The sequence below is a fragment of the Desulfotignum balticum DSM 7044 genome (assembly GCF_000421285.1).
Lineage (GTDB): Bacteria > Desulfobacterota > Desulfobacteria > Desulfobacterales > Desulfobacteraceae > Desulfotignum > Desulfotignum balticum.
Genome location: NZ_ATWO01000001.1, coordinates 4121777 through 4138334 on the forward strand (window position 1 = coordinate 4121777; position 16558 = coordinate 4138334).

General features: G+C 51.6%; 17 protein-coding genes. 9 read left to right on the top strand and 8 right to left on the bottom strand.

All coding sequences use genetic code 11. The features are described 5' to 3' along the window. The first annotated feature begins 3 nt into the window (after positions 1-3). Genes K365_RS0120590 through K365_RS0120605 form a run of 4 tightly spaced genes read left to right on the top strand, consistent with a single transcriptional unit; the run spans position 4 to position 2442 of the window. A complete protein-coding gene (locus tag K365_RS0120590) occupies positions 4-660 on the top strand; it encodes a YkgJ family cysteine cluster protein (RefSeq protein WP_006968555.1) in 657 nt (218 codons plus the stop codon). Next, the gene (locus K365_RS0120595; RefSeq protein WP_006968556.1) at positions 653-1006 is read left to right on the top strand and encodes a hypothetical protein; all 354 of its coding nucleotides are present in this window, start codon (positions 653-655) and stop codon (positions 1004-1006) included. Before K365_RS0120590 ends, K365_RS0120595 begins: the two co-directional genes overlap by 8 nt. Next, complete coding sequence (locus K365_RS0120600) at positions 993-1805, top strand: 50S ribosomal protein L11 methyltransferase (RefSeq protein WP_024336112.1); 813 nt, start codon at positions 993-995, stop codon at positions 1803-1805. Before K365_RS0120595 ends, K365_RS0120600 begins: the two co-directional genes overlap by 14 nt. Before the next feature lie 7 nt (positions 1806-1812). Further along, positions 1813-2442, top strand: coding sequence for a thermonuclease family protein (locus K365_RS0120605; protein WP_024336113.1), 630 nt, complete (start codon positions 1813-1815; stop codon positions 2440-2442). A 6-nt stretch (positions 2443-2448) separates the two neighbouring features. Here K365_RS0120605 and K365_RS0120610 read toward each other — a convergent pair whose 3' ends face one another. Next, entirely contained in the window at positions 2449-2946 is a 498-nt protein-coding gene (locus K365_RS0120610) for a single-stranded DNA-binding protein (protein ID WP_006968559.1), read from the bottom strand. A gap of 317 nt (positions 2947-3263) precedes the next feature. Here K365_RS0120610 and K365_RS0120620 point away from each other — a divergent pair, with 317 nt between their 5' ends. Together K365_RS0120620 and K365_RS0120625 are read left to right on the top strand one after the other, a co-directional pair. Further along, on the top strand, positions 3264-4097 hold the full coding sequence (locus K365_RS0120620) for an Mrp/NBP35 family ATP-binding protein (protein WP_024336114.1): 834 nt from the start codon (positions 3264-3266) through the stop codon (positions 4095-4097). 46 nt (positions 4098-4143) lie between these two features. Next, entirely contained in the window at positions 4144-4665 is a 522-nt protein-coding gene (locus K365_RS0120625; RefSeq protein ID WP_006968561.1) for a NifB/NifX family molybdenum-iron cluster-binding protein, read from the top strand. A 2-nt stretch (positions 4666-4667) separates the two neighbouring features. Here the strand turns inward: K365_RS0120625 and K365_RS0120630 are convergent, their stop codons facing one another. The 3 genes from K365_RS0120630 to K365_RS0120640 form a co-directional block, all read right to left on the bottom strand. Continuing rightward, positions 4668-5912, bottom strand: a complete 1245-nt coding sequence (locus K365_RS0120630; RefSeq protein WP_024336115.1) for a cation diffusion facilitator family transporter — start codon at positions 5910-5912, stop codon at positions 4668-4670. Continuing rightward, positions 5909-6754, bottom strand: coding sequence for an EamA family transporter (locus K365_RS0120635; RefSeq protein WP_024336116.1), 846 nt, complete (start codon positions 6752-6754; stop codon positions 5909-5911). Before K365_RS0120635 ends, K365_RS0120630 begins: the two co-directional genes overlap by 4 nt. Before the next feature lie 218 nt (positions 6755-6972). After that, positions 6973-8202 (bottom strand): PQQ-dependent sugar dehydrogenase, encoded by a 1230-nt coding sequence (locus K365_RS0120640; protein ID WP_024336117.1) that lies wholly within the window; start codon positions 8200-8202, stop codon positions 6973-6975. Between the two features lie 104 nt (positions 8203-8306). Between K365_RS0120640 and K365_RS0120645 the strand changes: the two genes are divergently transcribed. Next, entirely contained in the window at positions 8307-9104 is a 798-nt protein-coding gene (locus K365_RS0120645; RefSeq protein ID WP_169432973.1) for an HD domain-containing protein, read from the top strand. A gap of 42 nt (positions 9105-9146) precedes the next feature. Here the strand turns inward: K365_RS0120645 and K365_RS0120650 are convergent, their stop codons facing one another. Both K365_RS0120650 and K365_RS0120655 read right to left on the bottom strand, forming a co-directional pair. Continuing rightward, positions 9147-10325: a diaminopropionate ammonia-lyase gene (locus K365_RS0120650; protein WP_006968566.1), complete on the bottom strand. Its 1179-nt coding sequence runs from the start codon at positions 10323-10325 to the stop codon at positions 9147-9149. Beyond that, positions 10318-11649, bottom strand: coding sequence for an acyl-CoA dehydrogenase family protein (locus K365_RS0120655; protein ID WP_024336119.1), 1332 nt, complete (start codon positions 11647-11649; stop codon positions 10318-10320). Before K365_RS0120655 ends, K365_RS0120650 begins: the two co-directional genes overlap by 8 nt. A gap of 231 nt (positions 11650-11880) precedes the next feature. Here K365_RS0120655 and K365_RS0120660 point away from each other — a divergent pair, with 231 nt between their 5' ends. After that, positions 11881-13506, top strand: coding sequence for an ABC-F family ATP-binding cassette domain-containing protein (locus tag K365_RS0120660; protein ID WP_006968570.1), 1626 nt, complete (start codon positions 11881-11883; stop codon positions 13504-13506). Between the two features lie 7 nt (positions 13507-13513). On the opposite strand, the gene K365_RS0120665 is transcribed toward K365_RS0120660, so the two are convergent. Further along, positions 13514-15451 (bottom strand): TIGR03768 family metallophosphoesterase, encoded by a 1938-nt coding sequence (locus K365_RS0120665; RefSeq protein ID WP_006968571.1) that lies wholly within the window; start codon positions 15449-15451, stop codon positions 13514-13516. A gap of 370 nt (positions 15452-15821) precedes the next feature. Between K365_RS0120665 and K365_RS27545 the strand changes: the two genes are divergently transcribed. Further along, positions 15822-15956 (top strand): DUF3096 domain-containing protein, encoded by a 135-nt coding sequence (locus K365_RS27545; RefSeq protein WP_006968572.1) that lies wholly within the window; start codon positions 15822-15824, stop codon positions 15954-15956. Positions 15957-15974: 18 nt separating this feature from the next. Here K365_RS27545 and K365_RS0120675 read toward each other — a convergent pair whose 3' ends face one another. Then, positions 15975-16517, bottom strand: coding sequence for an NlpC/P60 family protein (locus K365_RS0120675; protein WP_024336120.1), 543 nt, complete (start codon positions 16515-16517; stop codon positions 15975-15977). Positions 16518-16558 lie beyond the last annotated feature (41 nt).

Sequence of the window (16558 nt, forward strand, 5' to 3'; positions counted from 1 at the left end):
CCCATGACACTGGATCTGAAAAAACATTTTACACAATATGAAGCCCTGGTTCAGGTGGTGGACGGGATATTTGACCGGGTGAAACAGGAATTTCCCAAAGAAGTGTTCTGCCGGGAAAAATGCAGCGACTGCTGTTACGCCATTTTTGACATGCCCCTGATCGAAGCCCTTTACCTGAAATCCAAATTTCTGGAAAAATTTTCCGGCAAAGAAAAAAACGATCTGCTGGAAATTGCCGACAAAACCGACCGGGCCCTGGTCAAACTCAAACGGGATGCGTACAAAAAAGTGCAAAAAGGCGCGGACCAGCTGGAAATTGTGGGCCGCATGTCCCAGGAACGGGTGCGCTGCCCCCTGCTGGGATCTGACAATTTGTGCCTGCTGTATGAATTTCGGCCCATTACCTGCCGCATCTACGGCATTCCCACGTCCACGGCCGGTAAAAGCCATATCTGCGGACGGACCAATTTTATCCAGGGAAACGCTTATCCCACGCTGAATATGGACAAGATCTATACCCAGCTTCAACTGATTTCCGCACAGCTCATTAAAGACATCCATTCCCGGAACATCAAAATGCATGAAATGCTGATACCGGTTTCCATGGCCCTGATCACGGATTTCAACGAAGACTATTTAGGGGTGCCCCAGAATGGATAATTTCACCAGAGAACAGATCGAAGAAAAGAAAAAAGCCATTTTCGATGCCATGGGCAAACGGGGCCAGCGCCAGATCCTGAAAAAAGGGTATGACAAATGGGACCCGTTCCAGGAACCCAAAGATCCCATCGATATCCGGAAAGACAAGACCAAGCGGACCTCCCAGGTGCTGATCCGGGAATTTCTGTCCCAGGCCGACCCGGACACCTACACCAACTCCTTTGCCCAGGGAGCCCTGGAAATGTGTCTGGGCATCATCAATGAAGAGGAAAAAATCAGAGGGATGTTCGAGTTTGCCTGCTGGTACAAAAACCTGCTCAAAATAGAAGGACATGACCCCCTTTGACCGAAAGGCCGTTCTGGCCATCCTGGACCATGCCGACACCCGGTTAACGGCCCGGGCCTATGTGCATGACATCGCCGCTGCCATGCACATCCCTGTGTCAGAAGCCAAAACCGTTCTCAAAACCCTGGTCAACCATCAGGATGTCACGTATCAGGAAATTTTCGGCACCACCAGTGTCATTAGAAATTTTCAGAAACCCGTCCAAGTAACGGACCATTTTGTGCTGACACCGCCGGACATTTCGTACGGGTCAGGCCGTCAGGATCTGCATGTCATCCGCCTGGAACCGGGCATCTCCTTCGGGTCCGGCCATCACCCCACCACCCGGCTGTGTCTGTGTGCCATGGAACATTTGTTTTTCCACATCCGGCCCCATGCCTCCATTTTTCAGACCTCAGGGGCGGATATCGGCACGGGTTCCGGGGTCCTGGCCATTGCCCTGTGCCTGGCCGGGGTATCCGGATGTCTGGCCTATGATATTGACCCCAATGCCGTGAGTGAAGCCAAAAAAAACATTGACCTGAACGATCTTTCTGGCAGAATACCCGTATTAAAACATCCCATGCCGGAAACCGGTCCCGGGCTGGGAATTGTCTGCGCCAATCTGAGAACCCCGACTCTGGAAACCCTGGCACCGCTTTTCCGGAAGCGTCTGAACCCCGGCGGTTTTCTCATTTTTTCAGGCATCCGGACATGGGAAGCGGACGCGTTAAAGACCTGTTTTACAAAATACGGGTTGACCCCTGTCTGGGAAAAAACAGATAAAAACTGGGCCGGACTGATTTTTGCCGATCAATGAGATCCCCATGAGTCGATTGCTTAAATATCTGGTCTTTTTTCTGGCGCTGTTGGGCCTTGTCATGCCGGTAGCAGGGGATGTGTTCACCTGGATCGATTCAGACGGGGTCCGGCATTTTTCCAATGTTTCCCCGCCGGGAAATGCCGACCATGCAAAGGTGCTTGAATCAGAAACCCGGAACCAGGTCTCATCCGAGCGGCAGTTCAAGGTAGTCAAGGTGTATGATGGCGATTCTTTGCTGGTCAAAGGCCTGGATCTGACCCTTAAAATACGCATGGTGGGCATTGACGCACCGGAAACCGGAGGCAGCAGAAAACCGGGCCAGCCTTACAGCAGAAAAGCACACCAGTACCTGGGCCGCCGGATCCATGACCGGTCGGTGACATTGAAAACCTATGGTCTGGGCGGTTATAACCGGATTCTGGCGGAAGTGTTCATCAATGACATCAACATGAATCTGGAAATGGTGAAAACGGGGCTGGCAGAAGTGTATCAGGGAAGTATGCCCAAAACATTCGATGCCGCCCCTTATCTGGCAGCCCAGGATCAGGCCAGAAAACGCCGGATCGGCATGTGGGTCCAGGGCAGCCAATATAAAAGTCCCCGGCAGTGGCGAAAGGAAAACCCCAGAAACTGAGCGGCCTTAAAAAGGAATATCCTCATCCTGCATCGGCGGCTGGCCCCCACCCGGACGGGTCGATCCCTGAAAGTTCTGCTGGCTGGGTGCTGCCCCCCCCTGCTGCGGGTATCCGCCACGGGACGGCTCTTTTTGATATCCGCCCGAAGACTGATCATTGCCCTGATTGTCGGACCGGCCGCCCAGAAACTGAAAATTGCTGGTCACCACTTCCGTGATGTAGTGGGTCTGGCCGTCTTTTTCATAATTCCGGGTCTGAAGCCGGCCCTCAATGTACACCTGGCTGCCTTTGGACAGATACTTCTCCAGAATTTCAGCTGGTTTGCCAAATGCCACCACCCGGTGCCACTCGGTCTTTTCCTGTTTTTCTCCGGTATTTTTATCCGTCCATTGTTCGCTGGTGGCAATTGAAAAATTCACCACTGCCAACCCCTGCTGGGAATACCGGATTTCCGGGTCCCGGCCCAGGTTTCCGATGAGCATCACTTTGTTCAAACCCGCCATTGTTGACTCCTTTTTTCAGCGTTAATATTGATCCGGTAATATGCACACAACATGGCTGAATTGTCAATTCTTAGTTCGGAATCACGCCTTGAGGCAATAATGCGACTTTATACAAAAATATCGCAGCACTGCAACCTGTCTGTGCCGGGCCCCCGTGTGCCCGCATCCGTCGGTGCCCCGAAACATAAGGGTTTCAGGTGATTTTCTTTTTTATACCACATGGTACGAACCTTGCTTTTCAGTCTTTAGTGATAACCAAACCGACTTTAAAAAGGTCATGACATATCAAATATCGCTCAACCAAAAGGAAACCCAACATGGCAACACCTACTAAAAACAAGGGTCAAATTGCCGGCCAGATGCCGGGTCCGGACCCGGATGAACAAGCCAGACAGTCTTTGACAAGAATCAAACAAAAATTTATTATTATGAGCGGCAAAGGCGGGGTGGGAAAAACCAGCGTGTCTGTCAACCTGGCCATTGCCCTGGCCGGTATGGGCCATCAGGTGGGATTGCTGGATGTGGATCTGCATGGTCCGGATATCCCGCACATGCTGGGAATATCCGGCATGTTAAAAGCGGATGATACCCAGAAAATGGTCCCTATTGCCTATTCAGATCACCTGAAAATCATTTCCATGGAATCTTTGATGCCCAACAGGGATGAAGCTGTGATCTGGCGGGGTCCGGTCAAACACGGCGCCATCCGTCAATTCATCGGAGATGTCAGCTGGGGGGATCTGGATTACCTGATCATCGACTGTCCTCCGGGTACGGGGGACGAACCATTGACCGTGGCCCAGCTGATCCCGGACGCCAAAGCCGTGATCGTGACCACGCCCCAGGAAGTGGCGTTGGCGGATATCCGGAAATCCATCAGTTTCTGTAAAAATGTCCGGATGGAGATTTTCGGCATCATTGAAAACATGAGCGGATTCACCTGCCCCCACTGCCACAAGGTTGTGGAGCTTTTCGGCGAAGGCGGGGGTGAAAAAACAGCCCGGAACTATGACATCCCTTTCTTAGGCAAAATTGCCTTTGATCCGGAAATGGTCAGATGCAGCGACAATGGGATGGCATTTCAGCAGCAATTCACCCAATCCCCCATTACAGCGGCATTTAAAAAAATTGCCGAAAAAATGGCGGTGTGACACCAAACTTTGAATCAATCATACAACAGCGTTTACAGGAGGAAAAATGAAAATAGCAGTCAGTGCCTCGGGTCAGGATCTTGATGCCCAGATCGATCAACGGTTCGGCCGGTGCGACTATTTTTTGATTATCGATACCGATACCATGGAAACTCAAGGGTTTCCCAATGATCACAATTCCCAGACCAGCGGGGCCGGCGTTCAGGCGGCCGGGTTTGTGATTGACAAAGGTGCTGCGGCGGTGTTAACCGGCAGTTGCGGTCCCAAAGCCATGGATGTGTTTAACGCCCAGAATATCCCCGTGTATACGGGTCATGCCGGCAACGTCCGCCAGGCAGTGGAAGCTTTTAAAAAAGCGCCTTCAGGCACATCCGGAGCGCCGGCCACAGGCCAGGGCCAGGGTACGCCCGGCAGCGGGAGAGGCATGGGCGGCGGCGGCAGAGGTATGGGCGGTGGTGGTCGCGGCAGAGGCGTTGCCGGCGGCGGTCGCGGCATGGGAGGCGGCGGCGGCCAGGGCATGGGCGGCGGTCGCGGTATGGGCGGCGGTTGCGGCAGAAAAAACTGCTGAATTCAAATGTCGGTTGCCATAATCTCATCAATGGCGGTATCAAGATGGTCGCAGGAAATCAGATGGACCTTGATCCCGCCATTGGCCAGCACATAGCCCGGCCCTTTGCGGGAGACATCTTCTTTCATGCCCACATGATCGACACCGGCGTTTATCAGCCATTCCGCCACCCGGATCCCTTTGGCGGTTTCAGTGGCCGTATATGGATTTTTCATTAAATTTTTTTTCTGAACGGCCTGATCCCTGCGCTGAACCTGAACCACCGCAAACAATGGGGCTTCACCAAAATGGGCACTGATCCGGCCGTTTTCATCTGCCAGAGGCACGGCAATCCGGACCCGGGTTCTTTTCTGAGGTTCATATAAAATGGTGATTTTTTCTATATGCGGGATCTGTTCCCGAATTTTTGCTTCCAGATGCTCACTGACCTGATGGGCTTTTTCAAGATCCTGTGTTCTGACTGTCACTTGTGCGTGGATAAACTGAAACCGGCCGGCATTCCGGCCGGACAGATCAACGATCCGGTCCACCAGTGGATCTTTTTTAATAATTTCCTGAATCCGGTCCAGGGTGGCAAAATCAATGGACGCATCCAGCAGCACCCGCATGCCGTCAGACAAAAGATCCCACCCGGCCCGGACAATGAACACCAGAATCAGACAAGCCCCCATCTGATCGATGGATATCCCCCAGACCTGCCACTCCACCCCCAGATATCCCATAAATGCAGCAATCAGAACCACGATGGACGACAGCACATCCACCTGGCGGTGCCGGCCTTCGGCAATCAATGTGGGGGAATGGGTCCTTTGGCCGACACGAATGGCATACCGCCCGAAAAAAAAGATCATCAGCGTGGCCGCCAGCAGCAGCCAGATATAGGGCAGCGGTATCCGGGGAGGTGCCTGGGAACCTGAAAAAATCTGACCGACAATTTCATACCCGGCAATGAAAATAAATATGGCAATGAGAACGGATGCCACATTTTCCAGCTTATACAATCCCAGGGGAAATGCTTTTGTTTTTTTGGTGGACAGTTTGACTCCGCCGTAAATCACGAACGATGCAATGGCATCCGTCCCGGAATCAATGGCACTGGCCATGATGGCCAGACTGCCGGATGACACGGCAAGAAACCCTTTCATGACCGCTAAAAACAGGTTCAGTAAAAAAGCAAATCCCGCCACCCGGTATACCTGGGCGGTTTCATCATAAACATCCGTATGAGAAGCGGTTGGATTCATCATATGGAAATCAGTCCCAACGCGATAAATGCGATTCCCACTCCCATCCACTGACGGCGCCGCAGTTTTTCTCTGAGAAACAGCCAGGCCAGCAGGACTGTGGCAGCCGGATAAAGCGATGACAGCACGGCGGACACATCCAGGCGGCCCAGGTGGGCGGCCGTGGAAAACAAAAGATTGCCCAGGGCATCCAGGACCCCGCTCATGACAATGAAAAGCCACTGCCCCGCCTTGGGAGTGCCTGTTTTTCCCACCACCATCACCACGGTGAATAAAAAGGCAACCGATGCCACCCGGGCCCAGACCAAAGACCAGAAAATAGCCAGGTCATTGGCTTTATCGATAAAAATGAAAAACAGGCCAAAACCGACACCTGCGATACAGGACAGCAACAGCTCCCGGCCGGTCATGCGGAACCCGGTATCTGCCGAAGACAACAGCCACACGGCAATGCCGAAACACACAAACCCGGCAAACCGGGTCATGGAGGGCAGGCCGGCATAAACTGCCGTATATCCGATGGGCACCAGAGCCGTGAGTACGGCTGACAACGGCGCCACAATGCCCATGCGCCCCGTGGACAACCCCCGGTACAGCGCAATCAGCCCGATGTTGCCGAAAACCCCGGCAAATGCCCCATACATCAGGTGCCGGACCGGGGGCATGGCTTCCCCGGAAAAAACAGCCATCCCCAGCAGGAACAGGCCCCCGATTAACTGGGAAACCAGCACCACCTTCAGCACATTGCCTTTGCGGGACGCCATCCCGCCGCTGAAATCCCCGGCTCCCCAGGCGGCGGCACTGCCGATGCCGCAGGCAACAGCCAGTGTTTCCGTGCTAATCATCCATCAAATATCCACCGGTCAATCCCATGATAATCCAGGATATAATACCCATTTAAAGTTTCCTTATGATATTTTATTAACCATTTGATTCCGCCTGACACACCAGCCAGTCAGCATCACACAACCAAATTGAACTTATACGCACTTTGAACCGGTTTTTCAATTCCAAAGGACGATAACTTATGTCTGCCATGGGCCGGATTTTGATCCTGCGCTGCTTATTGAGCAGCGTTTTCCAGCCGCCAGATCTCCCCTGCGTCAATGGCCACATACAGTGCGCCCTTTGGCCCCAGGACCAGAGATCGAATCCGCTCTGTGGGCAGGCCGGCGACCACAGCGGTTCCGACCGTCATGCCTTCCGCGTCCATCTCCAATAGCTCAATACGTTTCCCGCGCAGAAATCCCACTGCCAACCGGTTCTCCCAGCCCTTCCAAAGAGATCCTTTCAAAAAGACGCACGGGCTCATCCCCTCGGAAACACCCCGGTTGTTCCATGATGGTTTGAGTGCGTCCGGGAACCGGTCCAGGTCGGTCATGGATGTTGGTGTGCCCTCGGAATTATTGGACATATACCCGCAATAATCCGCCGGACAGGACACCCCTTTTCCCGGCGCCGGATCCCAGCCGCCGTTGCCGCCCGGTGCCAGGGGGGTTACCTCATCGTCATGGCCGGGGCCGTGTTCACTGGCAAAGGCCCGGCCCGTGGCAGGATGAAAGTCAATGCCCTGCACATTGCGGTGGCCATACGTGTAGATGCGCGGATCACCGCCGGCCGGGGCCCGGTTCCCGGACGCCGGGTTGCCGTCACCATCGATGCGCAGGATCTTGCCCCCCAGGCGGGAAAGGTCCTGGGGCAACGGCCCGTCATGGTTGTCGCCCGTGGTGACGTAAAGAGTGCCATCAAACGGGCTGAACCGGATGCGGCCGCCGCTGTGGGCGCCGGCACCGCCCCACCGGTTCAATGACTGCTTGAATGAGATGTCGGTGACAATGTCCCTGCGGTCGGAAACACCCGCGTAATCTTTGTCAACCCTGAGTCGTACCACCCGGTTGGTCTTAGTCCCGCCGGCATTTGAAGCCATGTACACGTACACCAGGCGGTTTTCATCAAACGCCGGATCCAGGGCCACCCCCAGCATCCCGCTTTGTCCCTGGCAGAAAAAATCCTGGGCCGGCAGCGCTGCACCGGCAGTTCCAAACAACCGCCGGACCGTCCCATCCAAAGTGCGCACAGACAGCCCCCGGCATTTTTCCGTAAACAGCATGGTCCCGTCCGGGGCAAATGCCAGATCCCAGGGATCACTGAGTCCGGACATCACCACCGTGCGGGTTAGCTGAAGATCACTGGCTTCCGCCCGCGTTGACCGGTCGCAGCCCCAATGGGCCAGAACAGCTGCAAGCAGAGCCGCTAAAATCGTGAACAGTGCTCTTGTTGATTTGCGTGTCATGGTATTTCTCCTGAATCGTTTATCTCCTGAATCATATGCCATAAAAAGTAAGATAGAACGTTTGACATTTACATATGAGCATGTTCTTATCTATGCGGTGTATCATGGAAACAAAAATAAAAAAAGATATGTTCAGAAACTGGTTTGACCGGTATGTGGCAGGGTTCACAGCCGGAGAAAACACCGCCTTGGATGTGGTGACAAACATCCGGCTGAAAAAAGATCATTCAGACCGGGTGGTTCAGGAAATTCTGTGGATGGCGGATCAACTGGGCCTGGATAACGAATCCCGGGACCTGGCTGCCGTCATGGCCCTGTTTCACGATATCGGCCGGTTTGCACAGTATGCCCGGTACCGCACCTTTGTGGACCACAGATCAGAAAACCATGCCGAGCTGGGGGTAAAAATTCTGCAGCAACACCAGGTGCTGGACTGCCTGCCCGCAGATCAGGCAGACCTGATCTGCCGGGTGATCTCTTATCACAACCGGGCCGCACTGCCGGATGATGACACCGAAGAATGCCTGTTTTATGCAAGGCTGCTGCGGGATGCGGACAAACTGGATATCTGGCGGGTGCTCATCGACCATTACCAGCACCGGAACCAGGAGGACAACCCGGCCGTTGAACTGGGCCTGGCCGATACTTCCGACATCTCAGATCAGGTGTACGACCGTGTGGTAAATAAAGACATCGTAAATGCCCGCCATGTAAAGAACCTGAATGATTTCAAGCTGCTCCAGATCGGGTGGGTGTTTGACATCAATTTTACACCGGCCCTGCAGCAGGTCAAAGACCGAGGCTACATCGACGCCATCTGCCGAACCCTGCCGCCCTCTGACAGACGGACACGGATCAAACAGGTTGTGGCGGACTGGTTGGACAAAAAACTGCGATCATAACACCCCGGGGAAATCGCTTTTCTGTACATTTTCACCCCTTTTCTAACCCCAGACAATGTCACGATACAGATCCGGATCCGTATCTCCCTCCGTTGAAAACAGCAATACGCTGGAATCGCTGTTCAGGCAGATATCCTTTCTTATTTTCATGTTCTGTCTGGCAGTCATTATTTCAAACAATGCGCCGAGTGTCACAGCACCGGATTCTCCGGAAATGACAGGTTGATCTGTTGCCAAAGGATTGCCCAGCACCTTCATCCCTTTCCGGGCGATTTCATCCGCGCACATCAAAAAGGCATGGGCACCTGATTTCAGTATCTCCCAGCCCATCAGACTGGGCTCCCCGCATGACAGTCCTGCCATGATAGTGGCCAAATCACCCTTGATCCTGACCCGTTCCCCATTTTTAATGGATTCAAACAGACACGGGGCGCCTTCAGGTTCCACCACAATAAATGTCGGTGCATCCCCGCCGGCCAGGCTGACAAGGGTTCCAACCATGGCAGCGGCAAACGATCCCACACCGGCCTGTACAAAGACATGGGTCGGAAGATGCTTTTTTCCCGGGCCGATGGATTCGGTTATCAGTGTTGAATAGCCCTGCATGATATGGCGCGGAACTGTTTCGTACCCTTCCCAGGAGGTGTCCTGGAGCAGTGTCCAGCCGTTTTCCTGTGCTTTGCGGCTGGCATGCATTACGCTGTCATCAAAATTCATGCCCGTGATCGATGCCTGGGCCCCATAATGTCGGATGGCTTCCAATCTGATCAATGAAGACCCTTTGGGCAGATACACCACGGCTTTGCAGCCGAACTGTTTCGCAGCCCAGGCAACGGCCCTTCCATGATTGCCGTCCGTGGCCGTCACAAAAGTGATGTGATCATAGGCGGATTTGCGGGCAATGATATTATGGTAGGTTAATTCATCATCATCTAATCCGATCACGTCACCCAGGCATTTTGCCATGGCATAACTGGCCCCCAGGACTTTGAACGCCTTTAAATCAAAGCGATGGTTTTCATCTTTGATCCACAGCTGGTTTATTCCCAGATAACCGGCCAGGCCCGGCAGCCGGACCAGCGGGGTGGGCCTGTAACCCGGCAGGCTGCGATGAAAATCATGGACATGCCGGACGGTTTCTTTGTTTGCAAAATCAAACAAGGCTGTGTCAGGTGCTTGGGACAGGTCATTGACCTGACAGGAAATCAACTTTTTATTCATGGCTGTCATGCCCGTACAATTTAAACGCTCCCCTGGGAAACAGGCAGACCGGGCAGGTCTCAGGCGGTTCTTCTCCGTAATGGACATGCCCGCACATGGAACAGCGCCAGATCCCGGCATCTTTTTCAAGCGGTTTATCTTTTGATACGGGGAATTCAGACAAATCCGGCATGACCGGCTCATAGGTGTTCAATGCATGGCCTGCCAGGATCATTCGCTGGATTTCGCTGGTGCCTTCGTAAATCCGGTAAAGCCTTATATCCCGCATCAGTTTTTCCACAGGAAACATTTGGGTATATCCAAACCCGCCCAGTATCTGGAGGGCTTCGTCCACCACCTCCCAGGCTGCTTCTGTGGCATACATTTTTGCAACGGATGCAGAGATGGTGGGGTCAGGCAGATTGTCCGCTTCCCAGGCGCCCTTGTGAACAAGCAGCCTTGCGGTCTCGATCTTCTGAAACATCTCGGCAATCTTGAACTGAAGGGATTGAAAATTGACGATTGGGGTGCCGAAGGCCTTGCGCTTTTTGACATATGAGATGGCAAATTCCATGGCGGATCTGGCCGCGCCCACGGCAAAGGCCCCGATCATGGGCCGGGTCCGGGAAAAGGTTTTCATGGCCAGCATAAATCCCTTTCCAGGTTCTGCAATGACATTTTCAGCCGGCACCCGGACATTGTGAAAGGACAATCCAGCCGTGTTGGAGCAGCGCTGCCCCATTTTCGGGATGGGTTTTCCCACGGCCACCCCTTCCCATTCTTTTTCAACGACAAACGCACAGATCCCGTCATGCTTTTTGTCTGGATCCACCGTGGCAAAAATGGTCATGTAGTCGGCAATGCCCCCATTGGTGATCCAGAACTTGGTGCCGTTCAGAATATAATCATCGCCTTCTTTTTTCGCCCGGCACCGGATACCGGAAACATCAGAGCCCATGAACGCCTCAGAAGTAGCAAAACAGATCAGTTTGAAATTTTTGGCAATATCCGTGAGATATTTCTGTTTCGCCGTTTCATTGTCCGACAGGATAATGGGCTCCATGCCCAGGGAATTGTCAAAAATGGAGGTGGCGATCCCAGGGCAGGCCGCGGAGATCTCCTCGGTGATCAACGCCCCTTCCAAAAGGCCATATCCCTTGCCGCCATAGGCTTTTGGGATGTCCGAATTCATCACCCCGGCATGAAAGGCTTTTTCAAGCACATCCATGGGGGTCTGGTCTTTTTCATCATACTGCCAGGCCTTTGGCAGCACTTCTTTGAGGGCAAACCGCCTGGCATTGCTGCGTATCTCTTTCTGGGTGTCGGATAATTGAAAATTGAGCATGCTGTCTCCTTTTTGGTTTGTTGAAAACCGGACTGTATTTCCATATCATTTTTCAGATATCAAGCCAACAAAATGGTTTGTCCGGATAACCAAAATATTCACAATGTCCTGAACAGATAAAAGTCTTGCATTTTATTTAAAAAAACGACATGATACAGTTCATTTTTTCAACCACAGGATACTTTTCCTGTGGTTTTTTTTATTGAATACCTAAGGAAGCGAATATACATTATGATCTGTGCAAACAATATCGCCCTGGCTTATGGCAAACAGGTGCTGTTCAAAGATGTAAACATCATGTTCAAACCCGGAAACTGTTACGGGCTTATCGGGGCCAACGGGGCGGGAAAATCCACTTTTTTAAAAATTCTGGCCAGAGAGATTGAACCGGATGCCGGCGACATCAGTGTGGGCCCCAAAGAAAGAATTGCCGTGTTACGACAGGATCACTTTGCCTTTGACACCCACGGGGTGCTGGATACGGTCATCATGGGGCACAAAAAACTGTATGCAGTCATGGCTGAACGCGAAGCCTTGTATGCAAAGCCTGATTTTTCAAATGAAGACGGTCTGAGATCCGGAGAGCTGGAAATTGAATTTGAGGAAATGAACGGATATGATGCAGAGTCTGAAGCAGCGGTCCTGCTCAAAAATCTGGGTATTGCAGAACCTTTGCACACCAGAAAAATGAAAGAACTGGAAGGCGGTGAAAAAGTCCGGGTGCTCCTGGCCCAGGCCCTGTTCGGAAACCCGGATGTGCTGTTGCTCGATGAGCCCACCAACAATCTGGACATTCACTCCATCGCCTGGCTGGAAGACTTTTTGTACCGGTTTAAAAATACCGTCATTGTGGTATCCCATGACCGGCATTTCATGAATCAGGTCTGCACCCACATTGCCGATATTGATTTTAATAAAATTGCCGTGTATGCGGGCAATTATGATTTCTGGTACCAGGCCAGCCAGTTGAACCTGAAGCAAAAACAGGCTGACAACAAAAAGATCACGGACCGGGCCAATGAACTCAAGACCTTTATCCAGAGATTTTCTTCCAATGCCTCCAAGTCCAAACAGGCCACGTCCAGAAAAAAACTGCTGGAAAAACTGACCATTGAAGACATGCCCGTATCATCCAGAAATTATCCGTTTATCCGGTTTACCCCGGAACGGCCCTGCGGCAATATTATCCTTGAAGTGGAAGGGCTTTCAAAGACCATTGACGGGGAAAAGATTCTTGATAATGTCAGTTTTACCGTCAATAAAAACGACAAAATCGCTTTCATGGGAAATAACAGCCTGGCCAAAACCACCCTTTTCCAGATCATTGCAGGAGAAATGAAACCGGATACAGGCAGTTACCGGTGGGGAACCACCATCAGCCATTCCTATTTTCCCAAAGAGCACCAGGGGTATTTCAACCAAAACCTGAACCTGATTGAATGGCTGCTTCAGTTTGCCCCGCCCAAAGAGGGAGAAAGCTTTGCCCGCACGTTTTTGGGACGTATGCTCTTTTCAGGGGAGGAAGCCCTCAAAACCACGGATGTGCTTTCCGGCGGGGAAAAAGTGCGCTGCATGCTTTCCCGCATGATGCTTGCCCGATCCAATGTCCTGATCCTGGACGAGCCCACCAATCACCTGGATCTCGAATCCATCACGGCATTGAATAACAGCCTGATCGATTTTCCCGAGGTGGTGCTTTTCACCTCCCATGACCATGAATTTGTCAATACGCTCGTCAACCGGGTCATCGAGCTCACACCCGCCGGTATTATCGACCGGTTGATGCGCTTTGATGAGTATGTGGCGAGTACGGAAGTGGCAAAAACAAGAGAATTGATGGTAAAAAAAGCCGCCTGAGATCTGCCTAAATTGTGGGAAACAGCATTTGCATCTTCGCTGTCATTGCCGGGCTCAGCTGTTTAAGCAGCTCAGCATTATACGAACCCGTCGGCATCGGCCGAATGCCCGGGTCCATTACAACTCTGCCATCCACGCGTACTTCGGTTTGAGTGGCTGGGTCGACCCGGTAGTTGGACTGATGATCCGCTTGATATATCACCCCGGTGTTGACAATCTGCTGGGCTGCCACCGCATACTTGCGGGAGGTCCAGGCAGGCGTGCCTGGTTTGGCTGCCGGATCCACGTTGGTCGTGAAAATGGAAATCGTGTAGTCGCTGTTGAGCTTGATATCAAACATGCGTAACTGCTGGGGAAAATCACGCAGCGATGAGGTTTCCACCTGCCAGAAACCATTTTCAGGCGCGTGGACCGGATCAGGTGATTCAAATGCCTTAACGGCATTCACATGCCGATGACCGGCGACCCACATCAGCAGATTGGGATGGCGGTGAAGTTCTTCCAGTAATTCGGGCAGGTCCACCGCATTTTGCGGCGCATCGGGGTTGGCGGAATTATCAAGCCACTCCATAAAGGTTCCTGCTTTTTGAACGCCAATGGGGATATGCGCCGCAATGATCATGAGTTGATCCTGATCATCTCCGTCCGCAAGCTCTTCTTTAAGCCATTGCCAGCGGGCTTTATCAAGGAAACCATGCCCGTGGATGGCCGTGGATTGGTCGTCTTCCCTCTGGGTGTTATCCAGGACAATCACTTTAATGGGTATTTCCGCTTTTGGTATAAAACTGTAACAGGCAAAGCCGGGCTCCTGTCCCGGAGGCACCCGGTCAAAGCCATGGCCAACGGGTTTGGTCGAGGTGTTAAAAAACGCCTCAATCCACTGGGTCTTGGTCAGTGAATAGCGGTCCGGGTCGGCAACAATTTCGGGGGGCGTGCTGAAGTTGTCAACCGGACCATATTTTATGATCTTACCGTTCGGGGTCGTGCCGTCAAGGACGCCCATATAGTAAAGGGTCTCTTCAGGGTTTTTATGGCTGTATATGTCGTTGGCGCGGCAGACTGTATTTGACATGGCAATGACCTGGTCGCTGATGCAGGATTCCCGCAATTTCGGGTCATCGCCGTATCTGCCGTCCGGCGGGATGGAGCCAAGCCAGAAATGATCGTGATTGCCGATGGTTTGATACCAGGGAATCGACGGGTCAAGCCCGGCGGCTTTGAAAGGTTTCTGATAATCGATATCATCGGCGCCCGCATGCGCACCGGAACTGGGTTGGATCACCTTGCCGTCAAGGACATCGATATACCACCTTAACTCGTTGTACTGGGTGCTGTTGCAGGTATCCCCCAAAGAGATGCCGAAGTCGACGGGATCTTTTTTATGCAGGGCGTTTACCGTCTGGATCGCTGCATCCAGCACATGGGGTGTGTACATCATGACAGGCGAATAAACTGACGTGACACCGGCTTCGAAACCACATGAATTCAGCTGTTGCATATAGATCAACTGGGAAGGCGATTCTTTATCCGTGATATGGATATCCGTGATGCTGAAAAATCTTAACAATGTGGCACAATGACTGCTTTGCGGAGGGGAATAGTCCCCCATGATATCGACGCGCTGTTCACAAACCAGCGGTCCGCCATACGTCCAGACACCATATCCATTTTGATCGTATTCTGAAATAAGGTTGAGATCTTCCGGTAAAATAGCCTTTGATGTTAATTCGGGCTCAATGGTTCTATCAAGCGTCGTATAAACATCGGAATCAATCGAATAAGGCGGGACATTTACAACCCCGCTGTCACCGTGTTTGCATCCAAGCATCCATGGACCCAAAGAAACACATGCAACGGTGCCGGCGGTAACTTTTATAAAGCAACGGCGCGATACAACACGGCACGGCTTTGAATTTTCCCTGCTTTTGAAATCATCGTTTGTCATGGTTTCTCCTTTTTATGCGCCGATTGTGTGAACCGCTTAAATGGCATGCTTATGGGATAAAATCAATTAAAATTTCAAGCGCCTCCATCTGCAGTTCCATGGGACCTGTGATGGGAGCCTTCCCAAAAACCCGGCCATATATGGCCACTGGTCGCATATGATCTTTTTTTTATGGCTGCGCATGGCAACCCGATATTACGCTTGTAATTGATTGATCAAACGAAATCAGATAGATATGGAAAACAGCCCTGCATGTTACAACGCTGGCACAAAGATTGAAGTAACAAGAAAGAATGAAACGTTTACCCCATAATCGAGTCCATGAACGGATGAAATATCGGTTCATGCCGCGTTTGGAAAGGACAAAGCCATGCAGTTAGATATCTCACCACAACCCGTAGTTTCTCTTCTCGCCGGCATATTGATTTTTATTATGCCGAAATTATTGAATTATATCGTTGCCGTTTATCTCATTATTATCGGCGTGCTCGGGTTGATCCACTGACGTGCAGGGGGTTCATTTTTAAAAACCGACCCGTTTTGTTTTCCAATATTTTGATTTCCAATAAGGATCATCCAACCTCGAAATCATAACCCCTTTTTTCTTGGATGCATGCATAAATGAACTGTTTTCTAAATAAATGCCTACATGCCTTACCGTCCAACCGGTTTTAAAAAACACCAGATCCCCTGAACGGCGTTTGTCTGTTTGAATTTCTTTACCGATCTGAGACTGTAACCTGGTGGAACGAGGCAATTTTTTATCAAATAATTCCAGATAGGTTAAATAGACAAAGCCTGAACAATCAACACCATTTTTACTCAGCCCGCCCATTTTATATCTGACACCTTTCCATTTATCGTATTGTGAGTACAATCGATCTGTTACGGTTTCTTTATTTGACACGGCATTGTTTTTTAACGGCCGGGAATCAGGTGCGTGGCTGCATGCATGTTCTGTTCGATCTTGGCCTTGCGCTCTTCGCCGGGAATCAGGTACGTGGCTGCATGCTGTTATTGAAAAACATAAAAAAACCGCTGTCATCAATAAAAAAAACTGATTCAATCTGTATCCCTTTATTTTCCTTGTTCGGCCGGGAGCCTTGG

Coding starts and splice junctions, on each gene's coding strand:
- K365_RS0120590 (WP_006968555.1), top strand. CDS start 4: ATGACACTGGATCTGAAAAAACATTTTACACAATATGAAGCCCTGGTT.
- K365_RS0120595 (WP_006968556.1), top strand. CDS start 653: ATGGATAATTTCACCAGAGAACAGATCGAAGAAAAGAAAAAAGCCATT.
- K365_RS0120600 (WP_024336112.1), top strand. CDS start 993: ATGACCCCCTTTGACCGAAAGGCCGTTCTGGCCATCCTGGACCATGCC.
- K365_RS0120605 (WP_024336113.1), top strand. CDS start 1,813: ATGAGTCGATTGCTTAAATATCTGGTCTTTTTTCTGGCGCTGTTGGGC.
- K365_RS0120610 (WP_006968559.1), bottom strand. CDS start 2,946: ATGGCGGGTTTGAACAAAGTGATGCTCATCGGAAACCTGGGCCGGGAC.
- K365_RS0120620 (WP_024336114.1), top strand. CDS start 3,264: ATGGCAACACCTACTAAAAACAAGGGTCAAATTGCCGGCCAGATGCCG.
- K365_RS0120625 (WP_006968561.1), top strand. CDS start 4,144: ATGAAAATAGCAGTCAGTGCCTCGGGTCAGGATCTTGATGCCCAGATC.
- K365_RS0120630 (WP_024336115.1), bottom strand. CDS start 5,912: ATGATGAATCCAACCGCTTCTCATACGGATGTTTATGATGAAACCGCC.
- K365_RS0120635 (WP_024336116.1), bottom strand. CDS start 6,754: ATGATTAGCACGGAAACACTGGCTGTTGCCTGCGGCATCGGCAGTGCC.
- K365_RS0120640 (WP_024336117.1), bottom strand. CDS start 8,202: ATGACACGCAAATCAACAAGAGCACTGTTCACGATTTTAGCGGCTCTG.
- K365_RS0120645 (WP_169432973.1), top strand. CDS start 8,307: ATGGAAACAAAAATAAAAAAAGATATGTTCAGAAACTGGTTTGACCGG.
- K365_RS0120650 (WP_006968566.1), bottom strand. CDS start 10,325: ATGAATAAAAAGTTGATTTCCTGTCAGGTCAATGACCTGTCCCAAGCA.
- K365_RS0120655 (WP_024336119.1), bottom strand. CDS start 11,649: ATGCTCAATTTTCAATTATCCGACACCCAGAAAGAGATACGCAGCAAT.
- K365_RS0120660 (WP_006968570.1), top strand. CDS start 11,881: ATGATCTGTGCAAACAATATCGCCCTGGCTTATGGCAAACAGGTGCTG.
- K365_RS0120665 (WP_006968571.1), bottom strand. CDS start 15,451: ATGACAAACGATGATTTCAAAAGCAGGGAAAATTCAAAGCCGTGCCGT.
- K365_RS27545 (WP_006968572.1), top strand. CDS start 15,822: ATGCAGTTAGATATCTCACCACAACCCGTAGTTTCTCTTCTCGCCGGC.